At 72.8% G+C, this 25318-nt stretch carries 2 protein-coding genes (1 of these 2 cut by a window edge); both read right to left on the minus strand.

Going from position 1 to position 25318, the window contains the following annotated elements; translation table 11 throughout:
- A complete protein-coding gene (locus tag HZS56_RS18610; RefSeq protein ID WP_216721826.1) occupies window positions 1-663 on the minus strand; it encodes a type VII secretion system-associated protein in 663 nt (220 codons plus the stop codon).
- Window positions 660-25318, minus strand: partial view of a lonely Cys domain-containing protein gene (locus HZS56_RS18615; RefSeq protein WP_216721827.1) — the 3' portion only. Its footprint extends 4792 nt past the window's final position; only the last 24659 of its 29451 coding nucleotides appear in the window; the start codon falls outside the window, past its right edge; the stop codon is at window positions 660-662. The genes HZS56_RS18610 and HZS56_RS18615 overlap by 4 nt, the downstream gene beginning before the upstream one ends.

Here is a 25318-nt window from a genome sequence, read left to right on the forward strand (position 1 = left end):
CTACGTTTCCGCGGTGCTCTCGGCCGACCGGGGCCCGTCCGTCCCGGACGCGGAGGCGGATTCGGCCTCCTCCGCCGCGGTGCGCAGTGCGGTGCTGTCGACGGTCATACTGACCGCTCCGGAGGGATTGAGGTACAGCACGTGGCCCTCCGGGAGCCGGTCCAGGACGTCCACCGCGGGGAGCAGCTCGTAGCCGAACCGGCCGGCTGCCTGGAGGTGCACGGGCGAGGTGAAGACCGGGACGACCGGCTCCCCGTTCGGAGAGACAGCCGACAGGGGCGTCCGGCCGGGGCCGAGGAGCATCGCCACCTCGGCGGCGGCCAGGGTGCGGGTCACCGCCTCGCCGGGGCCGTATCCGGTGGCGGCGAGCTGGACCGCCTCGTCGACGGGATCGGTGGGGGCGGGCCAGTCGAGTGCCTGCGGGGAGGGCCGGTATTCCTCGTTGGGCCGCCACTCCGCGATCTCCCCGTCGAGGTCGGCCCGCCACTGGCCGACCACGGCCCAGTTCGGCGGCTCCCCCGAACCGGCCCATGTCGGGTCCACCATGCCCAGCCAGTGGTCGGGGGAGAGCCGTGCCGCCTCCCTGATCTCCTCCGGTACCGGAGGCGTGGTCTCCTCGTCGTGCCCGGGCGCGGTGCCGGCGGCTGCAGCGGTGTCGTTCATGGGTTCCTCGGGAGCTGTCGGGGATGGTTGTGCAGGATCTGCCAGATGTTCCAGTAGTCGTCCGCGGACGGGGTACGGCCCCGGTCCCGGAACCACTCCTCGACCAGCCGGCGCAGCCGCTCGAAGGCGACCGGTCCGTCTGCGGCGTCGGGGACCGTGTCCGGGCCGAGCGCCGTCAGCAGGTCGAGGATGTCGTCCAGGGTGTGCAGGTGGGCGAGGAACCAAGCTGTCTCGTCCGGGTCAGGTTCCTGACCCGGGGGGCGACCCGCCGCACCCGCCGTCCGGTCATCCGCTGTCCGGTCGCCCGTCGCCCGGTCGCCCGTCGGCCGGTCCATCTCGGCCAGAGCGTGCTCGTCGGGGAAGAGGCCGTCGACGGCGACGTGGGCGCGCAGCTCCTCTTCCGAGAGTGGAGCGAGGTGCCAGTAACGTCCCCAGTTGTCCACGTAGTCGAGGTCGGAGGACTCGTTCGTGCCGCGGGCCCGCAGCTCGTCCAGGACGAATTGTGACCCCCTCATGATCTCGTGGAGCGAGTGGTGCCCGACGGGCAGCATCTCCGCCATCAGCGCGAGCCGCATCAGCCCCAGGTCGATGTCCAGACCCCATTCTTCGCGCATGTGCGCGGCCTGGCGCAGCAGCCGGTACGTGGTGCCGGAGGTGCCGGCCCGCACCAGGCCCCCGGTGGCCTCGGCGGCGGACGGCAGGGCGGTACTCATGGGGATGTTCCAGCGGGCCGCGCCGGGGATCCAGCGCAGGACGCCGTCCGGCATCAGCGCGCCTTCGGCGACGCTCAGCGGCGGCCGGACGTCCGCCGGGGACATCGGTACGCGCAGTGCGCTCTCCAGGCGGGCGAACCGCTCCCGCTCGGCAGGGGTCAGGCTGTCGCGGCGGGCGGCCAGGGACTCGTACGCGGTCAGGTCGGGAGCGGTCAGCCGGTCGGCGCGCTCGGCGTGGATCCCGGGCGGGTTGAGGTTGGAGATGCCCAGCAGGTCGGAAGTGGTCGCCTCGGCGACCCAGAGCAGGCCCATGCGCTCGCGCAGGTTGCCGGAGACGGCGACCTCCTCGATGCGGTCCCTGTCCAGGCCGACCGCACCGTCGACGCTGGGATCGGCCGAGCCCAGCTCGTGCCCGCGACCGGCGGCGTCCGCGCGCCGGAACAACTCGGTCGTCATGACCCCGAGCTGGTCGTTGAGGTCGTGCCGGCCGGCGAGATGGCGACCCAGGCGCTCCTCGAACAGCTCGGCCTGCTCCAGGTAGCGCACCCGGCCGCGGACCCAGGCCGGTGCCTGGTCCGGGGCCGGGGCGGACGCCAGCTCCCGCAGCCGGCGGCGCACCGCCGGGGGCGCGGCGTCGATCGCCTGCGCGATGTGCAGTGTCCGTGTGCTCCGCTGCCCGTCCGGTTCCCCCGGGGCGCCCGGCGGCCGGGCCGACGAGGGACCGGTGGCGCTGGGCGGTACGGCGGTGGCGGGCTGCCCGACGAGCCACTGGTCGCCGTCACGGAGCAGAAGCACGGACGGCGGCACCGGGGCCTGCTGCCGGGACCGCGCCGTGCGGTGGGCGTCGGCGGTGTGCGGGGAGCCGCCCCCGGCGGAGGTGCCCCCGGCGGAGGTGTCCCCGGCGGAGGTGTCCGGTGCGGCGGGGCTTTCCGCCCGGGGCCCGATGAAGGCGACCGCCCCGTCCGGCTCCGCCACGGCGGCCGTTGCTCCGAGTTCGCGCACGGCGGCGGTCAACAGCGGAACCAGCGGCAGCTCGGTGTCCGGTCCCGCGAGTTCGGGAACGGTGAGCAGCAGCCGCAGCCGCACGGCGGGCTTGATGGCGTTGTCGGCCACCGGCAGGAAGTTGCCGAGCAGGACGGCTTCCGTCCGCTGCCTCTGGGTGATCGGGTGGTGCGCGATCTCCAGCCAGGACAGTTTCACCGTCGCCGACCGGTCCAGCCGGGGCACCTGCTCTTCGGTGACGTGGCCGTCGGGAAGGGCGTCCGCCAGCCATTTCCGGAAGGCTTTGCTCCGCCCGGGCTCCGCCGCCGGGAGCAGCCCGGCCACCGGCTCGCGTTCGCCCAGGGCGGCCAGCAGTACGGCCACGGAGGTGTGGCCGGGCTCGGCGGCCACGGGGTGCAGGGCATACCGGGTGCCGTCGAGCACGGCCTCGTCGCCGGTCCGCCGCAGTACCCCGAGGGTGGCGGGCGGGAACAGCGGGCCACGACCGGCCGCGGCGCCGTCGGCGGGGGACGGTGCGCTGCCGGGCGCGTCGGCGTTGCGGTAGGCCCGTGGCGGGTACGGGGGAAGTTCCGTGAGGGTGAGCGCGGCGTGCGGCTCGAAGGTGAGCCGGTTGTGGGGGACGTCCCGGGTGAGCACGGGCAGGGCACGGCCGGCCGGATAAAGGACTTCCCGCTCGGCGGGCCACACCGCGAGCGGTGCGACCAGCGGGGCCTGCGACCGGGACACATGGCCGATGACCGGGTGGCGGTCGGCCTTTCCCTCCGCGTCGTGGCTGACGAAGACCTCGGCCAGGTCCTGGCGCTCGCTGGTGCTGCGGAAGCGGGTGATGAACAGTGTGCCGTCGTGCAGCAGCGGTGAGGGGTCCGGCTCGTTGACTGTTCCGGGCAGCCAGCCGCCCCACCAGACCGGTCCGTTCACCCCCGGCAGTATCTCCAAAGCCTCGGTGGCCATGTCGAAGTGCAGCGCCAGCTCGTCGAAGAGCCGGTCGGCGATCCGGTTCACTCGGCGCCGCACAGCGGCCAGGTCCGCCGGATCCGGGGTCTCGCCCAGGTCGGCGAGGTCGGCGATCACGTCACTCAGCTCGTCGTCGTTGAGCAGGAGTTCCGGCCGGAAGTAGTCGCCGCTGCGGGCATCGGACAGGGCCAGCTTCCACACCTGGTGGCCGAACCGCCACCGGGCGAACGCCTGGCCGAAGCGACTGTCGGTGACGAAGCTCTTGAACAGGGTGTGGTCGGAACCCGTGTAGCGGTAGACCGCCGTCAGATGGCCCGGCGCCAGTGCCCTGAACGCACGACGGCCCTCCTCCCCGAACCTCTCCAGCCACTCCCGGGCGCTCTCGACGCGCTCGGCCAGGTGCTCGGGGGCTTCGGCGCCGGACACGGCCGCGGACAGCGCCGTCCAGATGTCCCCGGGGACTTGGAGGTCGTAGGAGGAGTAGAAGCCGGTGGTGTCGCCGTAGGCCGCGTGGTGCGGCAGGGGCCCCAGGTCGGGGGCGAGAGCGCGGCGGGCCCAGAGATGGAGCCGGGCGCCGTCGCGGGAGAGCACGGTGCGCTCCTCGTCGGTGCCTGTGCCGGCGAGGTGGGAGGCGCGCAGCACCTCGGCCAGGGAGTGCCGGTGGGTGAGCACCGACCAGGCCACCACCGCCGAGCGGAACGCGAACGTCCGGGCGGGATCCGCTATCAGCCGGTGTGCTTGGAGCAGCCACAGGGCCTGGCCCACGGTGCCGCCGGCGTATCGGAAGCCGCGGTCGTCGTGGGCGAGGCGGTAGGCGCCCCCGCGGTGGCCCGGCGGGTGGGGCGGGTGCGGGGAGCCGATCCGGCCGGGTGCGGAGCGTTGCAGGCTGGTCGGCGCGGGACCGTAGGCGGCCGTGCCGAACGCCTGCATCAGCTGTGCGAGATGGGGGCCGCTTTCCAGGAACCGCGCCAGAGCGGCCCCCGGGGCGGCGGCCCGCGAGTCGTCCGCTTCCGCGGGGGCGGCGAATCCGAAGGCCAGGTCGGCGCCTTGCGGACCGTGTATCGCGGTGAGGCGTTGGTGCAGCCGCAGGACGGCGTCGACGAGCACCGCGCGGGTCTGCGGCCGGGCGGCGATGTGCTGGGCCAGGGCGATCTCGTACCGGTAGCTGTACTGCCGCCAGTCCTGCCGGGCGTACAGGGAGGCGAAGCGGAGCGTGTCGGGCTCGCCGGGGATCCGCCAGCGGGACACCGACCAGGGGTTGCCGGGCAGCGTCGCCTGCCCGGTGGGGCCGACCGGCGCGACGACCTCGAAGGGCGGGTCGGGCAGCGTCGGCGCCGAGCGCTCGGTGGGCGGGACGCGCAGCCACCGGCTGGGGGTGCCGTCGGAGTTCTCCAGCAGGTGGATGGCGACGCCCGGGGTACCGTCCGGGTTTTCCACGGGGACGGGAGCGACCGGGCCGGTGTGGATGAACACGTCCAGGCCGGTGGCGTCGGCGATGCCTTGGGCGCGGCGCGCTGTCTTGGCCAGGTCGGTGCTGGAAGCGGGGTCGCAGGCCAGGATGGTGATGCTGGTGAAGCCCGCCGCTCGCAGATCTGGACCGAGAAGCCGGCCGACCGTCTCCGGCGTCGCGCCGGACGGCAGACCGTCCGGCCCGGCCACGGTGTAGCCGTCCTCCCGGCCGTGCGAGGCCCAGAAGAGCGTGCGGCCGGGACCGGTGGCGGGCAGCTCGCGGCGGCTGGCGGTTCGGATGCCACCGGGGCCCCTGCTCCACTCGGTGTAGTGCGTGGCGTCCCGCAGGCCGGCATAGAAGGGCGCGCGCAGCGACCAGTCGGCGGCGGTGAAGGAGGCGAGGCCGACGAGCTGTCCGTCGGCGCGGATCTCCTGGGTGGTGATGTCGCCGGGCGACGTGACGGTGCGTCCGTCCGCCCACGGGTTGTTCCAGTAGTCGCGCTCGGGGTAGGGCGGGTCGGCGGCTCGCTGGTGCGGGACCGCGGGCGGCGCGGCCGTACGCTCGGTGACGCGCACCAGGGTGTAGCGCAGACCGGTCTCGGGGTCGGTGTGCAGGGTGCGGTCGACGGCGCCGAAGTCGGTGGGCTCGGCGTGCACCGCGGTGCGCTCCGCCGGGTCGCCCGCGTAAGGGCTGATGTCGCGGGCCGAGGAGCGATCCACCTCGTAGAGCACCGGGTGGTGTCCGGCCCTGCGGTCGGCGGCCAGCGCCCGCAGGGCCGCGGACCTGCTCAGCCGGACGGGGTGCAGCCGGGGGACGGCGACCGCGTCGGGCAGCGCGTCGGTGGCCTGCTGGGAGGCGGGCGGCTCGCCGGGCAGCCAGGCGCCCCACCAGACGGGGGCGTCCACCGGCTCCAGCCGGGGCAGTGCCTCCAGGGCGGCCGCGGTGTGCTGGTCGGCGCGGGCGCGGAGGAGGTCGGCGGAGCGGACCACGGCGGACCGCAGGGCGCCGGGGCGGTCGTCGGACGGGGCCGGGTCCCGGTCGAGGAGGGCGCGGAACCCGGGCAGTTCCCTCAGCAGTACGGGGAATTCGGCGTGGCCGTCCAGCGCGGCGGTCAGGGCGTCGTGGGCCGCCGGGATCACCGGGCCGCCTCCGAGCAGCGCGGCGTCGGGGCCGCCGAGCAGGTGCAGCGCGGTGAGGTGGGACTCGTCCAGGCCGTCCAGGGCCGAGCCGCCGTGCCGCCGGGTGCGGTCCAGCAGCGCCTGCTCCCGGGCCGGCAGCGCGGTGGGGTCGTGGTCGGCCGCGAGGATCTGCTCGCCGCGCCGGATCGCGTCGGCGAGACCGTCGGGCAGCGTCCAGGTGCCGGTGGCCGCGGCGTCGATCCGGCCCGCGCCGATGGCGTACAGAGCGCGGTGCGGCGGGCGCAGCGCGCCCGGGCCCGGGGCGCCGGGACGGCCGGCGGGGCGCAGGGCGCGCTCCGCCCACGTGTACAGGTGCGCGGCGTCGCCGAGGACGGCGGCGCGTTCGGCGGTGTCGCCGAGGCCGACGGCGTGCGAGGCCCGCAGGATCTCGACGAGTGAATGGCGTCCGGTGGGCAGCAGCCGGCCGAGGAGCGCCTCGCGGAAGGCGAGCGTGTCCGCACGGCGCATGCCGGGCAGCGCGAGGTGCTGTTCCAGGGCCTGTTGCACGATGTGGGCGGGGCCGTCGCCGAGCGGCAGGCCGCGGTCCCGGTGGTCGCGACGGTGGTTGCCGTCTTCGTCGGTGGGCCGGGTGGGGTCGAACCACCCGATCAGGTCGGCGCCGCGGGCGTAGGCATCCACCAAGCGCGACAGCGGCACGCCCGCGGCGGGGTCCAGCAGCCGGTCCAGGGCGGCGAGCGGGTCGGGCCCGGTGGCATCGTCCGGGAGCAGCAGAGCGGCGGCACGGGCCGGGTCGCCGGTCTGCCCGGCGCGGAAGCGGTGCAGGGCGCGCACGGCGGCGCGCGCGGAGTCCGCGACCGCCGGGTCGGAGTCCAGCGCCAGGCCGAGGGTGCGCTCCCAGGCCCGGCTCGCCGGGTCCCAGCGAGGGTCGGCGTAGAGCGAGGAGGACAGGTCGTCGGCGAACCCGGCCTCCTCCGGCAGTGTGACCGGGTCGGCGACGAGTCTGCCCGATCCACCGGGTTGCGGCTGCCCCGGGTCCCGGGCCGGCTGGGCGGCTCCCCGGAGGGCACCGTCGGCCGGAACACGGTCGGCCGGAACACGGGCGTAGGCGGCGCCGGTGACCGAGGCTGCGGTGGCGGCGGCCGGGTGGCCGGAGGCGTCCGGGCGGGTCCGGGGCAGCGGCCCGGCGGCGCGGGCGCCGAGGACGACGGTGGCCCTTCTCCGCAGGCCGGTGAGCAGCCGCCGCAGCTGTGCGCCCACCCGTCGGCGGGTGCTCGGCCGGGAGCCGACGCGCACCGCGTGGCCGTCGCCCGGCGAGGCGAAGAACACGGTGCCGCGGTCCAGGGGGAGGGCGACCTGTTCCGTCTCTCCCTCCGCGGCCGCGGTGCCGTGGGACGTGAAGCGGTCCCGGACGTGCGGGCCGGCGACGTCGCGGGGCCGCCCGTCCGGCTCCCGGGCGGTGTGGGCGGTCAGTCCGGACCAGCTGCCGTCGGGGGCGACGATGGCGCGGGTGACGGTCTCCCGGTCCCAGGCGGGTGCGGCGTCCTGGCCGGTGCTCTCCTCAAGCAGGACGTGCGTGTGGACGCCCCCGAGTGCGGCGTCGTGGCGCAGTTCGCGGGAGACCTCCCGGAAGCGGACCGGGTCCGGGTGCAGTGCCGTGCGCTGTTCGGGAGCGCGGGCGAACGGCGCGATGTCCCGCGCGCCGGAGCCGCGCACCTCGTAGACCACCGGATGGCGCCCGGCCGGTCGCTGCGTGGTGGTGAGCGGGCGTACGGCCTGGTCCCGGGAGGTGTGGACGGCGTGCCCGGCGGGCCGGGTGTGGACGGCGCCCGGCCGCCCGGTGGCGACGTCCTCGGCGGAGCCGGTCTCCCAGCCGGACCAGTAGACGGGGCCCTTCAGCGCCGGCAGCAGGGACAGGGCCTCCCGCACCATGGGGGCCAGCAGGGTCAGTTCGGTACGCGCCCCCTCCGCGAGTTCGATGGCCCGGCTGCCGGCCCGCCCGGCCAGGGACCGGAGCACCGCTTGCCGGTCGGGGCCGTCGGGTGTCCGGGACGCCTGGCGGGCCAGCGAGCGCAGGCGGGTGTCGCGGAGCAGCACCAGCGGGTACGCCCCGTCGGGCGCGCCCCGGCCGACCAGTTCGGCGGCCTGCGCGGCCAGATCCCGGCGGAACTGCTCGGCGGCGTCCGGAGCGGTGCTCACGGCGGCGTCGATCAGGGCCGCGTCCGGCCCCCCGGCCAGGTACAGCGCGGTCGCGTGCGCGGCGGTCAGGGTGCGCGGCAGGCTCTGGCCCTCGTGCCGCCGCAGCCAGGCGCGCAGCGCGGCGCGCCGACTCCGGGCGGCGGCTCCGGTGGGCCACGGCAGCGCCTCCAGGTCGGCGGCGTTCCACGTGCCGCCGTCCAGCCCGGCGAGCGAGGTGATCGCGGCCGGTTCGGCGGCGCCACCGGTGATCCAGGGGGTGATCCAGGCGGTGCGCTGCTGGTAGAGCCGCTGGTGGGGCAGGACCAGCTGCTCGGACAGGCCGGGGCCGAGGGCCGGGTCGGCACCGGGGACCTGCCGCCCGCCCGGGTCTGCGGCGAGCGGGGCGCGGGGCGCGAAAGCGGTGTCGGTCCATCTGTACAGCGCCACGGCGTCCACATCGGCGGGCCGCGGTTCGCCGTCGGCGCGGACTCCCGCGGCCTGTGCGGCCTCCAGCAGCTCGGCCAGCGAATGGCCGTCACGGGACAGCTCGTCGGCCAGGAGCGCGGTGCGCAGCCCCAGGAGGCTGTCGGTGTCGGTGCCGGGCAGGCTGGCGTGGACCCGCAGCAGCCACTCGATCCTGGCGGCGTGGCCCTCGGAGGTGAGGTGGCCGAGCCGGTCGTGGCGGTCGCGGTACCAGCTGTCCCCGGGGCGGTGCGGCTCGGTGTCGGCCACGGTGATGGGCAGGCCGTGCGTGTTGAGGTCGGGGCGCTCGCTCCACAGACGGTTGAGGGAGTGCCGTCCGGAACCGTCCGGCAGCCCGTTCACGGCATGGGTGAAGGCCTCGACGAGCGTATGGAGATCACTGCGCCGCAGGAAGTCGTCCAGTCGTTCGTCCGGGCTGCCCGACGTTCCCCGGCCGGCGGCGAGGCCGGGGAACGCGGTCGCCGCGGCCTCGGGCCCGAGATGGACGGAGAGGTGGCCGAAGAGGCTGCGCACGGCGTCGCGGACGGCGTCCTGGACGGCGCCCTTCCGCGCCAGGAAGCGGCCCAGGGCACGTTGGTACTCGGTGGCCGCCGGCCACCAGCGCGGGTCGGCGTAGAGCGCACCGAAGCCGTGGGGAGGGGCGGACGGCGGCGATGAGGCGGTGGTCGGCCCGGGTGCGGCGGGAGTGTCCGTGACCTGGACGTAGGCGTAGGGCCGGCGGCCGCTGCCGTGCAGGAGGACCGAGCGGTGCTGCTTGGGGAAGTCCCACCCGGGCGGGTAGAGCGCCTCGACCTCGGTGAAGTTCACGGAGAACAGGGAGATGTCCCGTCCCTGGGACCGGGCGACCTCGGTGAGCTGGGCGTGATACCCGTCGAGCGGGGTGCCGTAACGGAACGCGAACCTGAGGCCGACGTCGCGATCCAGGGAGGCGCTGCGGAAGAACGGCATGGTGATCTGCCGCTCCCCGTGGAGCGCGGAGGTCCTGGACGGCCGGTGCACGGAGCCCGGCACGGCCCGGTCGCCCCACCACGCGGGACGGTTGACCGGGGGCAGCACGTCCAGGGCTTCGGCGATCATGTCGATGTGCACGGGCAACTGGGCGTGGACATCGTGGGCGATGGTGTCGAGCCGTCGGCGGGCACGCGCCAGCTGCGGTGGGTCGCCGTCCCGGAGCGCCTGTTTCACCGCCTGGAAGACGCCCGTGAAGCCTGGCCGGGCGCGCAGGAGGAGCGGCAGCTGCGCGACGCCGCCCCCGCTGACGAGCTTCCAGACCATGCGGCGCACCAGCCAGCGGCTCATGCCCCGGCCCAGCCGCTCGCCCTTCAGATACGCCTTGATCAACTGGTAGTCGGCGGCCGTGTAGAGGTGCAGGGCCGTCATGTGTCCGGGCGCCAACCGGCGCAGCGCCTCGCGGCCCGCGTCTCCGTAGCGTTCCAACCACTCCCGGGCGGCTTCCTGCCGGTAGCTGTCGGGGTCGATGCCGGTGCTGCCCGGATCGAGCAACTCCCGCACCATCGCCACCAGGTCACCCGGAACGTCGAGCCCGTCGTTCGCCAGCGACCCGGTAAACCGCACGGTCTCGCTGTAGAGCCTCTCGTGCGGAGCCCTCAGGTCCTCCCGCAGGGCGCCGCCCTCCGAAGCGGGCGGGACCAGATGCCAGGGGACCAGGTGGTCGCGCACCCAGTTGTGCATCCGGGAGGCGTCGAGGGCTACGGCCCCGCGCTCCTCGGGGCCGCCCATGCCGAGGTGGTGCGACGCACGCAGGATCTCGTGCAGGGAGTGAACCCCCGCGGGCACCGCCCAGGCGATCAGAGCGAGGCGCAGCAGTGCCATCTCCCCGGCGGTCGCGCCCGTCTCGCGCGCCGCCTGGAGCAGCCACAGGGCCGGGCCGTCGACGCCGTTGACCTCGCGGAAGCCGTGCCGGTCGTACCGGGCCCCGTTCGCGTCCGGGCCTGTCGGTACGGCCCGCAGGGGGCGCCCGGCCCCGCCGACGCGGCCGGGCAGGGTTCGGGCGACGGTGGCGGATGACCCGGTCCGGGCGAAGACCGCGTCGGACTGGGCCAGGAACAGTTCCTCCAGGCTCGGCCGGGCGTCGGGCCCGAGCAAGTGGGCGAGCCGGTCGTCACGGTGCGGGGCGGAGGTGTCCGGGGCCGGGTTCTGTGACGACGGGACGAGGACACGGTCGGCTGCTTCCCTGCCGTGGCGTTCGGCGAGAAAGCGCTGGGTACGGCCCAGGTTCTCCTGCACGGCCTGGAACACTTCGCGCCGGTCGGCGAGGAGCCGGGCGAGCGCGTGCTCGAAGCGCAGGTCCAGCCTCTGCCAGTCAGCGGTCGGGTACCGGGCGGTGAACCGGGGAGTGCCCGGTGCTCCGGTGATCCGCCAGGACGCGAGGTTCGGCGGGCGCTCCTCCCGGCCGTCGGTGTCATCCTCCTCTCCGTCTTCCGAGCCGGCCCCCGTTGCGTCTTCCGCTCCGTCTTCCGAGCCGACCACCGTGCTGGCGTCCGAGCCGAACTCCGTGCCGCTCTCGGAGCCCGCGTCGTCCGGGGCGAGGGCCGGGGCGAGAGCCGTGGCGTCGGCGTTGACCTGCGCCTGATCCGGGTAGCGGACCGGTGACGCGTGGGAAGCCGCCGACGGCGGGACCGTCGCCGACGGCGGGACCGTCGCTGACGGCGGGACCCGGCCTCCGGGGTACTCGGTCACCCAGGTGGTGGGCCGGCCCTCGGCGTCCTCCAGGAGGTGCGGCATCCCGTCGACGAACGCGGTCCTGCCCAGCGGCACGTGCACCGGCAACCCGGTGGCGTCGGCGAGCCGCCGGGCCAGCGCCCGCGCGGCGGCCGGGTCGGAGAAGCCGCCGCCCGGACGGCAGGCCAGCACCGTGATGCTGCGGAAGTGCCGGCCGGCCAGCAGCGTCCGCAGCAACAGGCCGGTGTAGGAGCCGTCGTCGTGAAGTACGCCGCCGTCCTCCGTGCGCAGGGCCAGCCCGGCGGTGCCGGCGTGCCCGGCGTAGTAGAGGGTGCCCTCGCCACCGGGCAGCGGGTGGAAGGACGCCTCCGGGTGCCCGTCGGTCTCCCGCTGCCAGGCGACGAAGTCGGTGCCTTCGCCGAGCCGCTGGTAGTCCCGCTCCCGCACCGCCCAGTCGGCGTCGTCGAAGGAGGCCACCCCGGTGAACCGGTCGTCGCTGTTCCGGATCTCCCTCAGCACCGGCGGTGCCGGCCATGGACCGGAAGCGGGCGGTGTGGCGATCCGCAGCAGGTCGTCCGGTGCGCCCAGCAGCCGGACCGGCGGGAGCGCGGCGGGTGGCGGCTCTGCCTCGTGCACGGTGAGCATCTCGAACTGCACGAGCCGACCGTCGTCGCTGTCGCTGTCGACAACTTCCTGGCGGCGTTCGCGGTGGGCCTGCGTGAACCGCTGCCCCGGCGGATACGTTGCCTCCAACTCATGGGAATAGGCCACGAACGGGGTGATGTCGCGGGCCGCGGCCCGTTGCCTGACGTGCACCAGGCCCGGGTGCACGTCCGACGGGCCGCGCTGGTCGCGGATCATGAACTCGAACGCCTCGCGGGGGGCGAGCGAAGTGCTGCGCGGGAACGGCATGTCGATGAAGTCCCTGCCGTAGACCGGTCCGTGTTCCGGACGGTCCAGCGGTCCGGGCACGCCCCGGTCGCCCCAATAGACCTCCTGCTCGACCGGTGGCAGCGGCTCCAGGGCCTCGACCAGCATGTCGACGTGCAGCGGCAGCTGATCGTGGATCTGGTCGGCGAACGCGTCCGACCGCAGGCGCAGCTCCGCCGCCAGATCGGTCGGAACGGCGTGTTGGGCGAAGGCGTCCGACAGGGGATCGAAGCCGGGCACCGACATGGCCTCGAAGTGGGCGTCCGTCATGCTGTCGAAGAGTTCCTCGACCCCGGGCAGATCGCGCAGGATGACGGGAATCACGTTTTCCTCTTCGATCTGCACAGCCCGGCGCAGTCTTGACCAGACGGCGGTTCGCACCAGCCGACGGGAGAAACCGACGCCCAGGCGCTGCCCGTTGAGATAGGCCTTCATCAGGCGGTAGTCGTTGCAGCTGTAGAGGAAGATGGCCGTCAGATGCCCCGGGGTCAGCTGCTCCAGGGCCCGCAGGCCGGCCGGTCCGGTGCGTCCGAGCCAGTCGTACAGCGCGTTGCCGCGGCCGTCCGGTAGCTCGTCGGGGTTGCGCAGCGCGATGCTCACCAGGTCCGTCAGGTCGCCCGGAAGGGAAACGTCCTGGCCAGGGCTGATCTCCCGGGAGTACGTCATCCGGGCGCCGTAGAGCGCCTGGTGCGGCGGGACCACGTGTTCGACGCGCGGGTCGCCGGACGGCGGGCTCGACCTGCGCAGCAGCTCCGCCGCCCACCGGTGCAGGCCCGCGCCGTCGCGCAGCGCGGTGGTCCGCTCCCCGGCCGGGCCGGTCCCGGCGAGCTGTGAGGCCTGCAGGATCTCGGACAGGGACGCCAGGTCGGCCGGGACCAGCCAGGCGATCAGGGCCGTGCGGAACGCCTCCAGTTCCTCGGAGGACGCGCCCAGGGCCGCATGGGTCTGGATCAGTCGCAGGGCCGCGCCGCGCTCACCGCCCACCCGTCGCAGGCCCCGGCCGTCGTGGACGGCGCGGTAGGCGCTGCCCGGCGCGTACCGGGCGCGGTCGCCGGCAGGACGTGCCAGTGCCGCAGCGAGGTCCGCGGGCAGCTCGCGGCTCGCATAGGCGGCGCGGGCGAAGACGGCCATCAGCTCGTCCAGGGTGCGGACACCGGGTGGCTGGGCGAGCAGCCGGTCCAGCGCCCGGCCGGGGTCGCCGGGCAGGACGCCGGACTCGAAGAAGGCGCGGTCCGCCCGCTCCTGCCCGTAGCGCGCCGCCAGTTCGGAGCGCAGGCGTACGACCGCGTTCCGGGTTGCCTCGGTCGTGCGGATGCCCGATCCCAGCAGCCCGGCGAGGGCGAACTCCAGCCGGACGCTGAGCTGGCGCCATTCGCGGTCCTGGTAGAAGGCGGCGAAGCGGACCGTGCCGGGGGATCCGGCGGGCCTCCAGGACGAGACCGACCACGGAGCCTCCTCGGTCGCGGGACCGGGGACCGGCACGGCGGTCTCGGTCTCCGGCGAGGCGTTGATCTTCTCGGGCGCGGGGTAGCTGGGGGTGCCTTTCCCGGATGGGCCGGCGGGGCCGGGTGCGTCGAACGGGCGTACGGCGTCGGTGGGCGACGCCCGGTGCGCGGGTGCGGTGGGCCCGAGGTGGAAGGTGCCCGGGGCGTCCGACGACGGGCCGGGGTCGGAGGCAGGAGGCCGTGCGGGGGCGGGAGGGGGTATCGGCGGGGCGTCGCTGCCCTCGTAGTGGGACCCGCCGCTGTAGTAGATCTCCGTCCGCTGCGTGGGGTTGTCGGATGCCATGTGGGTGTTCGCCCACGTACCGTCGGGGCGGTGAGTCGTCGCGTCGATCCATAGATCGAATGTGTTCGCGACAAGGGGCAGGAACATCTCTGCCGCGTTCGCGGACCACTGATTTTCCCAGTCGGTGACAACGTGCAAAAACGACTGCAATTCCGTGCTGTCCAGCGGCGCGATGCTCGTTGCGTTGACGGTGAGAAGCAGTTGGCCCAGCGCGTCGTCGTCGAGGTCGGCGGGAGCCGGTAGCAGACCGTGCTCTTGGAGATATTCGAACTTCCGGGGCCGAGACACGTCCTCGGCGGCCGTCTCCGCCATGAGCCGGGCGTCCTCTGGGGGCAGGTCCCGGTAGGCGGTATGCGATGTCATGAGGGCGTCGACATACCGCCTGTCCAGGTCGTCGGGGTCCAGGCCTTCCCACACGGGAATGGACAGGACGCCGTGGTGCTCGAGGTGCTGGAGTCGTTGGTCCCGGTTCATGCTCCGCAGGCGCTCTGCGAAGTCGAAGGTGGTCGATCTCCGGAACTGTCCGATGACATGGTCGGGCAGGTGCCCCTTGCTACGGGTCACGTAGGCCTCGATCACGGACTGCATGGCCCGTTGCACGGCATACGCCGGACTCGTCAGGTCACGGGTCCGGGTCAGGCTGAAATTCTCCGCTTGGTCACGCAGTTCGTTGCGTACCGCGTCGGGATTCGCGAGCCAGGCGTACGCGTCCGGGGCGGCGGAGGCGAGGTGAGGCAGGCGGCTTCGGACGTACAGGGGGTTGCTTGCCATGACGGCGTAGAGGAGGCACCCGCCGGTGGCGGGCACCGGTATCCGACTGCCTCTCGCGGGGGCTGTGACGGAAGCTGGGTACTCCTTCGGTTTCGACCGCCCCCCCTCCGACGCCTTGGCCTTCGCCTTGCCCGTTTTGTCGCTCGGTGCGGCGACCGGTACGTCCGGTGTGGCCGGCTGCTGCGGCGGTTCCGCGACGGTCGGGGCGGTGGGACTCTCCGGTGCGGGAGCCTTCGCTTCGGTGTCCGGCTCCACTGTCGGGGCCGGGGTAGGGGCCTCCGGCGCTGTTTCAACCACGGGCTGAGGTTCGGGGCCGGGTTCGGGGGCGGCCGTGGGTTCGGGGGTGCTCGCAGGAGGTTCGGGCTCGACTCCGGGAGATCTCGGCGGAACGATCGCGGGCACAGGCTTCTCGGTCGTCGCCGCGGACTCCGCGGACTCCGCCTCGGGCGCGGGGTCCTCGACGGCCTCCGTTGTGGGTGTCACGGGTTCCGGGGGCTGCGCTTCGGAGCCGGTGTCCTCGGCCACCGGTGCGGGGGCCGTGGGGTGCGACGGCTCCGCCTCGGGCGCGGGGGCGTCCTGGGCTGGCGTGTTCTCCGCGGGTGCTTCCCCGGCGGGGTCGCTCCCGGGCTCGGGGGCGGGAGGCCGGAGGAAGGGGCCCAGGACGGGGTCGTCCTCCAGGCCGTCGGCCAACTGACCCGTACCCTTGTCGATCGGCAGCGAGCCGTAAAGGCCCCGGGGCACCTTGATCCGTACGGTGCCGTGCGGTCCGCGGACGACGGCCGTGACCCCGAAACGGTAGAGCCGGTAGGGCCGTGTGCCCTCCTTGTTGCGCTCGTCGGTGTCCGCCAGCGCGGCGTTGCGCATCTCGCTGTCGGACCAGTCCTTGATGTCGAACGGCAGACCCCCGAACATGGTGTCGTCGTTCGCGTGGCCGCCGCCCTCAGGACCGAAGTGGAAGGCCCCGCCCTTGCTCTTCTCCTCCTCGGTCTCGGGCTCTTCGTCGGTCTGTGTGTACCCGCGCTGCTTGATCGCGGTGCCCTCCGCGGGGCCCAGGATGTCGGCGCTGTCCAGCTCCAGGCCGACCAGGGCGTCCTGGTCCCCCATGGGCAGACTGTAGGCGTGCCGCAGCAGTTCCTTGATGCGCGGTCGCATCATGTTGCTGCTGGCGCGGTGTGCGTAGACCACACCGGCCGTCCTGGTGATCGGGTCCAGGCCGTCGACTGCCGGGGGATTGCCCACCTCGGTGCTCGGGGGTTCGTGCCACCGCACGGCGGTCGTCTTGGCCCAGCGCTCGATGGCCAGGGCGGCGGGCACGGTCCAGGGATGGAGACTGGTCACGAACGTCTCCCAGGCTCGCGCCGAAGCCTCCGAACGCTCCACCGGGTCCACGGGGTTCGGGGTGACCCTTGGCTCTGCGGGCTCTGTGGGCGCCGGGGGTGTCGAGGTCCCCGCGGGGCCCTGGGGTTCCGGGTTCTCCAGGGCTTCAGGGGATTCCGGGCCTGCCGGGGACTCCGGGGCATCCTGAGGCCCGGGGACCTGCACGGCCTCCGTGGTCTCCGTGGTCTCCGTGGTCTCCGTGGTCTCCGTGATCTCCGTGATCTCCGTGATCTCCGTGATCTTTGGGAGCTTCGGGGGCTTCGTGAGCTTTTTGGGCCTTGCGGCGGACTCCGAGGGCTTCCAGACGACCTCGGTCTCGCGCGGCGTGGTCAGGTCGATGGGCCACCGGGGCTGCCGGCCCGTCGCCTCCGTGAGGTGGTTCGGCACGAGCAGTCGCACGCTTCCGTCCACCAGTTGCTCCGGCGCGTCCCCGGGGTCGTACCAGACGAAGGGACGCAGGCCACGCTCCCGGTCCGCGCTGCCGGCGGTCATGTACTCGATGCGGTTCACCGTGCGTGAAGGCATGGTGAGGAGAGCCGGCAGCTCCGTGGACATGCCCATCTCGATGCGGAACGCGACGTCGTGCTCGAACTCCTCGGAGCTGTCCTTGGGGTTGGCCCGGTAGATCTCGACCGTCTTCTTCGTGTCCTTGTCCGCTGTCTTCCGCGAGGCGCGGTATTCGCTCCCGAGCTCGAATCCTCCGTGCCCGCCCTCGTTTCCGGCGCGCGCACGGACGTCGAGGCCACCGCCGGACGACCAACCGGTCTCCTTCTCCTCCGCTTCGGCCGTCACTCCCTCGCCGCGCAGCGTGAGCTTCAGTCTCTGACGGGACCGCTGGGTCTTCGGCTTCTCGAGGCGGACCGTGGTGACGTTCACCCACAGATAGCGGGTGCTGCCCAGAGGGCCGGGCACCGGGAACCAGCGGAAGACCCCCTTGTTGGTGGCGGCGTGCCACTCGGTCTGGAGGCCGCTGGAGGAGTACGACTTCTTCAGCGACCTCTGAAGGGTGTTGGGACGCGGGGCGGTGTCCGGGGACCTCTCGGTGTGGACGACTCCCCTGGCGCGCAGCCGGGCGTTGATGGCGTCCAGCACACCGTCGGCGTTCAGGATTTCCGGATGCGCGACGCCGGGGATCAGATCGGGGTCGACGTAGGTCCGGATCGGCTCCGGCTCCGGCGTCGGCTCCGGCTCCGGCTCCGGCGTCGGGTCCGGTGCCGGTGCCGAGTCCGGCTCAGGCTTCGGCTCCGGGCTCGGCCCGGGGGCCGATTGCGGGGTCGGGTCCGGTGTCGGTGTCGGTGTCGGGTCCGGTGCGAAGAGGTCCGTCAGACGGCGATCGGGGACGAGGAGGTCGAGTGCGTTCTCGGCCCTCAGGTAGCGGGTGTCCTCGATGAGCTTGTTCCCGTGCCAGCGCAGGTACGTCAGCTCGAAGATCGGACTGGCACGCAACGTGTGTGCGGGTTCGCCGTAGGTGGCGCGCGTGATGTCGATCCGTCCCCTGGTCTCGTCCTCCGAACTGCCCCAGTCCCTGACGGCGTCCGCCTTGGCGACGACGGTGACCCGGCCGCCCGGACCCGTCGGGTGTTTCTCGTGGCCGGCGTCGGAGCCGAGCATGAACTGGGGCCCGGCCGAGACGTTCACGCCCACCCCGTTGTCGACGCTTCGATCGGTCACGGTCTCCTGATTGGCCTTCGCGTACTGTTCGACCTCGACGTTCTTGCTCTCGGCGGGGTTCTCGAAATCCCGGCTCTCGTCGAGGTCCTCGTAGTCGAACACGTGGATCTTCAGCCGCATCGCCTGTTTGAAGTTGCCGTCCTTCGGCAGTTCCATCTCGTGCGCCACCTTGCGGGCGCTGTCGTCGAAATTGGCCGTGAGAGTGCCGGGATGGGCCAGGTCGCGGATCTCCTTCGGCCACTTCGACGGGTCGTCGAGCCAGGCCTTTCGTGCAGCCGCGTTCATTTCCCCCGGAAAGACGCGCTCGGCGTACTGTCTCGCGCCCAGCTGGGCGAGTTCGGGCATGAGATGGAAGACGGGGTAGAGGCCCTGGGCGCCGCTGGAGAAGTTCAGATGGCGCTGCCGCCTGGGCGGGAGTGAGCTCAGCTCTCTGACGCCGGTCGCCCGTAGCTTCTGTGCCTCTGCCAGGGTGACGGGCTGCTTGGGCGCGTGCTCCGTCGGGACCACGACCCGCGCGACGTACGGCACGCGCCCGCCGAGGAAACGACGCTTCCGGACGGATCTCACCGACCAGATCACCGCCATCGGGTAACGGTGCTCGTCGACGTCCGAGTCCGTCTCCGTACGCCGGTAGCTCTCGGGGGCGCTCGACAGCTTGGTCCCCTTCTTCTTGCCCCTTCGCAGGATGGCCTGCAATCCCGCGACCTGGAGACGGACGCGAGGCGTGACGAAGTGGAGACCGGCGATCGTGTGGTCGATCTCAGGGATCTCCAGCCGGAGACCGCCGCCGGCCATGCTGGAGAGTTTCCACCCCGTGTTGCGGTTGCCCGCCACCTTCGAGCCCGCCACGGCCCGGGTGTTGACCCTCATGCGGAAGCGCCCGCCGGACGCCGGGTCGGTGGTCTCGCTGGGGCCGTCGGTGCGGGAGGATCCCCATATCGTCTGGGCGGCCACTTCGTACGCCCGGTTGCCGACCTTGATGGTGCGGTACTCGCCCAGCAACGACTGGTCCAGGTCGGCCTCGAGCGCGGGACGTCCGTAGAAGGTCATGAGATCACGGTCGGCGACCGCCCAGTCGCTCTTCCGGCTGTTCTCCGAGCCGACGTCCAGGACATCCAGCTGCTCGATGGCGTCCCGCAGGTCCTGTTGCAGGTTCTCGGCACCCGGCAGCGCGATCGGCACGCCGAATCCGAGACCCTTGCGGGCCGCCATCGCCAGAGGCTCTCGCGCATGCGGCGTCAGCAGGTGCTTGGCCCTGCCCACCAGCATGCGGAACCGGTACACCGGCCGTACGGTCGGTGCCGACGGGATCCTGCGCCGGCCGGGCAGGGCGGGGACGCGGTGGCGCGGTGCGGCCTTGTCGAGGGCCTCGGTGTCGGTCTCGCCGGCCCCGTCGCTCGTGTCGGTCCGTTGCCTGTACTCCTTCACGGCCGACGCCGGGCGCAGCTCGGAGGTCCACGTCGGTCCGACGGTCCGCCGGACGAAGTGCGCGGCCTCGCGCTGGGGAACGCTGATCTCTCCCACGGTCTTCTCCCGCACCGTGGCGACCTTGTGCGTGCTGGACAGCGCGATCAGTTCGAGCTCCAGCCCGGCGCGGTAACGGCTCTGCGGTGCGGTGTCGTTGAGGACCGTGTGGCTCATCTGCGACGCGTCCAGGGAGTATCCCGCGTTCCGGCTCACGTCCAGGGCCGCGTTGAACATGGGTACCAGGCCCGTCGCTTCGACGTCTTCCGAGGTGTTGCCGTCCCCGTGCGACCCGATGGGTGCGCGGCCACCGAAACCGGTCTGGTTGTAGCCGGCTCCCAGTCCTCCCTCGCTGCCGCCCGAGCTGGACGTGGTGTGCGTCGTGCCCGCTCCGACGTCGTCCCGGGTGCCGATCTGGCTGTCCCCCAGGTACTGGAGGCTGTCGATCTTCCTGCGCAGCCGCAGGTGCCCCTGGAACTTCATGCCGAGCGGGCCGGTGACCCGGATGGAGTTGGACGTGTCGCCGCCGGACCACCAGTTGTACCGGCTCCGGGCGGTCGGCTCGGTCAGGAAGCCGGCGGCCCGGTCCATCTTGGCCTTGTGCAGGACCTGCTGCGCCATGGAGGCAGGCATCCCGGCGGCGAGCAGGTTGCGGTGCAGCCCGGCGACGACGGGGGTGAGGTTGACCGCCTGGAGTACTTCCCGGGCTTCGGAGGGCCGCGCGGCCGTAGCGTGCCGGCCTCCCGGCGGCGGACGTTCGGCCTCGGGCGCCCCTTCGTCGGGGCGGTAATCGTCCCCGCCGTCCCGGGTGTAGGCGGTGGGTACGTCGACGTGGAGTCGGCTCGGTACGGTGAGCTGATGATGGGCGGTGGGCGTGGCGTCCTCGCCGTCGATGAAGACCTTCATGGTCAGGCCCGCGTCGAAGCGGCTCAGGGCATTGACGAACGGCTTCCGGCCGGAGATCACCCTGCGCCGCCAGCCCCGCGACTTGCTCAGCGAGGAACGGCCCCTGAGCTGTGGCGCCACCACCACGCCCACGGAGGCGAGCCCGTTCACCGCCATGCCCACAAGACTGAACAGCGCGGTGTCGAACCCCCAGCTGTCCTCGCGTTCGCCGTCGCCTCCCGAGGCGGCGGACGCGAAACCGACGGGGTATTCGGAGACGTCGCCCTTGGCCGTCGGCATGCTGGTCAGGCCGTTCAGTACGGGGCGCAGCCACACCAGGTGCCCGTCGACGACCAGGGTCCGGCCGGCTGCCAGAATGTCGTCCCACTTCTTGGGATCGGTCTCCAGCAGCAGATCACGGACCGCCTTCCGGATCCCCGTCCGCAGCGCCTCCTGCGGTCCGGGCACCTGTAGATCCAGCCCCGAACTGATCTGCTGTGCCCAGGAGTCCGCCCTCTCCTTCGTGAAGTCCACGTCGGCCGTCGACCTGGCGACGACGATCTGCCCCATCGCGCCGTGCTCGAAGTACCAGGGCGACGGGTCAGGCGTCGGGGCCGGGTTCGGGTCAGGTGTCGGGTCCGGGTCCCCGTCCGGTTCGGCCGTTTCGCCGTCGGGTGTCGTCAGCGTGAGCTGAGGCAGTGCGGGCTGGGGCGGTACGGGCTGTGAGGGCGGAGGCTGTGGAGGCGTGGGGTCTTGGGACGGTGTGGAGTCTTGGGACGGCGTGGGGTCTTGGGACGGTGCGGGGTCTTGGGACGGTGTGGGCTGCGAGGGTGTGGTGCCTTCGGCGGGCCTTGGCGACGGTCCGCCGAGTTCTTCGAGCACGCGGTCCAGGCTGGGCCAAGCTGTGGCGGGGCCGTTGAGGGGCCGGGGTTCGAGGAGGTCTCCGGGCTGGATGGCCAGAGCGCCGTCCAGGCTGGGCAGTTGGGTGTCGAAGCCCTTGAGGGATCTGGGCTCGAAAACGTCCTCGTGCGGGGTGCGGAGGATGCTGTCGAAGGTGGGGAGGGACGTGTTGCGTGAGTTGGCAGGGCTGGGTTCGAAGGGGTTTTCGGGCAGGGGCGCGGTGACGCTGCTGGAATTGTCGGTGAGGCTGGGTTCGAGTACGTCCCCGGGAGGAGTGGCAACCTGGGGTGAGGCATCGGTCGAGTTCCCGGCCGCACGGGTGGCGGAGGCCGGTCGCACGGTTCCGTCGGCCGGGCTGCTGCCCGGCGCGTACGGGCCCTGGGGGTGCACGACCGACCAGTCGGCGGCCGTCTGTCTCCGCCCGGCCGCGAGGGGGAGCAGAGCCAGCGACTGCGGCAGCGACGGGTCGGACGGCGCGAACAGACTCACCGCACCCGGTGAGTTCCACACGGGGAGACCCGTTGCCTTGCTGAGGACGGTCGCCGGGTCGGCGGCCGGGGTGCCACCGCCGGCGTCCGGCCCGGTGGCTGCCGCGGCATGGGGCGAGGGCTGTTCCGAGAAGGTCTCCGACCAGGAGGCATAGATGATGTCGGCCGGCGAGTAGGAGTCCCTGCTCTTCTCCCACGCCAGAAGCTCGCCGATCTCCTCGTGCGGCACCTTGGCGCTGAACCCGTTGGGCAATGTCATGTGCAGGTAGGTCGGATGGAGTTCGCCCAACACCAGAAAGGGAGCGGGGTCGGTGGACCACGGCATGCGCGGCCACCGCACGGGACCGATGTTGCCCTTCTGCTCCGCCAGGACGGCGGCCGGGTTGACGTCCACCACCTTCAAGGGGGCAAGGCCGGGAACTTGTGTGAAGTGACGGCCCGACGGATTTCCGTTTGTGTCGTGAATGAGGGTGTCCAGCGCGAGTGCGCCCATCTGCTCCAGATGGAAGGCGGCCAGTTCGATCGGGTTGTCCAGGTCGATGCCGACGGCAGCCGCGCTCATCACCAGTTCGAACAGTTCGGGCAGCCGACCCGGGTCCGGGTTCTCCAGATGCAGGACCCTGGCGGTGAGGGTCGCGAGGTCGGGCGTCCGGTCCCACCACTCCAGAGCCTTCACTCTCGCCCAGAGGGCCCGGGACCGCTCGATGTCCCCGATGCCTGTCACGCCCGGGTCGGCCCACAGGACGCGGCGGGCCTCGTCGTCCAGTTCCGGGCGCGAGTAGTCGCCCAGCCACCGGGCCGCGTTGTGCACGTGCGGCAGGGTCACGAGGTCCGCGAGCGTCGCGTCGGGCTGCTGCCGGAGGGTTTCGGCTGCCCGGTCCAGCAGGATGCGGTACTCGTCCGGTCCCGGCTCGGCGCTCACCGTGCCGTCTGCACGGAGCTCGCGGGCCGCGCGCTCGAAGAGGTCGAGGGTGAACGGGGTGAGGTCGCGCAGTGCCGGGTCGGCGGCGCGCAGGGTCTCCAGTGCGCCGATGCCGGCGAGGAGTTCTCCGTACTGGCTGTCGTCCTCGATCCGCACGCCGAAGGTCAGCCGCAGGGCGCGGACCAGTCGCAGGGTCCGGTCGCGGACCTCGTCGGAGGCCGGCTGCGTGGGGTCGGTGTGCAGGCCCGCGGCGCGGGCCCGGTCGTCGAGGGCGGCGCCGACGGGCTCGGGACGGAGCAGCACCCATGTACCGCGCCGGCCCTTCGAGTCAGTCTCCAGGGCGAGGACCCAGGTGCCGTTCTGCTGCGTGACCACCACGATCCGGTCGGGGCCGTACCCTTCACGCTGGGTCTCGTTGACCTGGTGCTGGGCTTCGCTCACGAACCACAGAGGGTCGTGGGCGAGCGTGTCGCGTGCGCCCCTGCGGATGCGGGTCACACCCGGTTCGACCGCGGCGAAACAGGACGTGGTCACGAGGAGGTGGTCCTTGGGCCGCCGCGCCAGACTCGGACGACGCTTGAGCATTCCACCGGTCTGCTGTCGCCTGGTGACGTGACGCGGGTTGTCCTCGGTCGGGATGTGCGTCTCGCCCGGCAGGCCGTGCGCGCTCCACTGGTAGAAGGTCCGGCCCGCGAAGGGCAGGGGCTTGTCGTCCTTGGTGAAGACCCTGGTGACCGGGTTGTAGTGCCACATCTCCGTCTGCTTCGCGAAGCTTCGGTCCCCGGTCAGCATGAAGGCTGCCTCGGCGTCACCGAACACCGCCCTGCCGACAGGCTGTCCGTCGGAGACGACGGTGTGGGACAGCGTCCGCCGTTCCCAGAACGGGGCGCGTGCGGCCTCGGCGGGGTCGAGTACCAGTCCCGGCGGGCTGGGGATCCACTCGGTGGGGTACGTGACGGGTGTCCCGTCCACCATGTGGGACTGAACACGCAGGGAGACGACGTGCGGAAGCGACGCATCGCGCTGAGGTGTGATGTCCACGAGACCGTTGGCCGACCAGACCAGCCTGCCGGTCCGCTCCGCCGCCAGCCGCGGCTGCTTCAGGCCCCCGGAACCGGCGTGGGAGGGCAGCAGCACCACGGATACGTCGTGGGGGAGCGCGGCCAGCTCCGGGTCGAGGGCCAGCAGTTCGGCGAACACCTCGAGCGGTGCTCTGCGGGGGGCACCGTGGCGGTCGCGTACGACGATGTGCTCCGCGTCACCGTCCGCGCGCACGACGTACGGCTCGGGCCCGCCGGGACGGTGCCAGTGCGCCGGGTCCACTTCCGGCTGACGCTCCGGGCGTCCGTCGCTTCCGAGTACCGTCCTCCCGGTGGTCGTGAGGTCCAGGTCGGTAATGGAGCGGGTGGTCCAGTCGCGGCCCGGGGGGCGCCCGCCGTTGGCGGTCCTGGAGTAGCGCTGTGACAGTGCGCCCTGGTCGGCCAGGTGGAACGCGCTCAGGAAGGCGAGGTTGTGCGCCTGCCGGGTGCCCGGGTGCGTCGCCACCCGGAACAGCTCTTTGTGATGTTCCCGGGTCACCGGTCCGGCCTCGTCCAGGAGCAGCACGTCGCGGGCCATCGTGTCCAAATCGAGCGGGCTGCGGCCGAACAACTCGTCCATGGGGTCGACGGGGCGCAGCCGGTCCAGGCGGGCGAGGGCGTCGAGCACGGCGGAGTACTCGTGGTCCGGCAGGGTGCCGGAGCCGTAGACGTCCGTCAGCAGCTCCTGGTACCGGAGGAGTTCCTCGGGGGTCGGCTGCGGAGGGGTCTGCACCTGCTCCTCTGCCACGGCGCCGGCCGGACGGTCCGGCGACGGGGTCTCGTGGCCGGACCGGACCTCGTCCGTGTCCGTCGTTTCCGTGTCCGTCGTCGGGGTGCGGGCCGCTGCGGGCTCCAGGAGGCCGTCGGGTGCGACGGGTGTTTCGGGTGCTTCGGACGGGCTTTCGTGTTCGGCCGCCAACGTGGCGTCGTCTTCGGAGGTGACGTCGTCCTCGGAGGTGACGTCGTCTTCCGATGTGAAGTCGCCTTCGGACGTTTCGTCCGTCCTGCCGCCGGCCCTGTGCGTCGGGGATACGCCGGGGATGCGCGACCACTCTTCGTCCGCCCGCGCTCCCGGCACGCTGGGCAGGAGGGTTGTGACGTACGGATCCCGTCTCCCCGGACCGGTCGGGAGCAGGGCGACAGTGCCCTTCGCGCCCCATGTGGCCCGACCGAGGACGGCGCTGATGACGGCTCGCGGGTCGGGGTGGGAGGCCCCACCGGTGCCGCGGCCGGTGGCCCCGGCGGCGGCCTCCGTTTCCCGGACAGTGTTCGAGACGGCCAGGACGACCTCGGTGTCCCGTGGGCGGGAACCGAGGACGCGGTCGAGTGCCAGCAGCTCGGCGATCTCGTCGTAGGGCACCCGGCCGCTGAACTTGTTGGGCAGGTTCATGCGCAGGTGTCCCGGCTCGGACCTGGCCCACACCATGTACCCCGGAGACCCCGTGGGCCTGTTCCACGGTGGATCCTCCTGGCCGGTGTGCCGGAGGTCACCGGCCTCCGACCGGGCGCCCATATCGATATGGTCGGTGACCGCCGACGCCTTCCGAGCGGCGCTGGTCCAGTTGCGGCCGACCGGCTCGCCGTCGGGGCCCAGCACGAGAGTGGCGTCCGAGAGGGCGCCCAGGGCCTCCAGGTGGAAGGCGCCCAGCGCGGTCAGGTCGTCCACGTCGACGCCCGCGGCCGCAGCCTGGGTGACCAGGCCGAGCAGATTCTTACGGAGGGCCGGGTCCGGCCGGTCCAGATGCAGGATCCTCGCTGTGAGTGCGTCCGGGTCGGAAACCC

The sequence above is a fragment of the Streptomyces mayonensis genome (assembly GCF_018982965.1).
In the GTDB taxonomy this organism is placed as follows: domain Bacteria; phylum Actinomycetota; class Actinomycetes; order Streptomycetales; family Streptomycetaceae; genus Streptomyces; species Streptomyces mayonensis.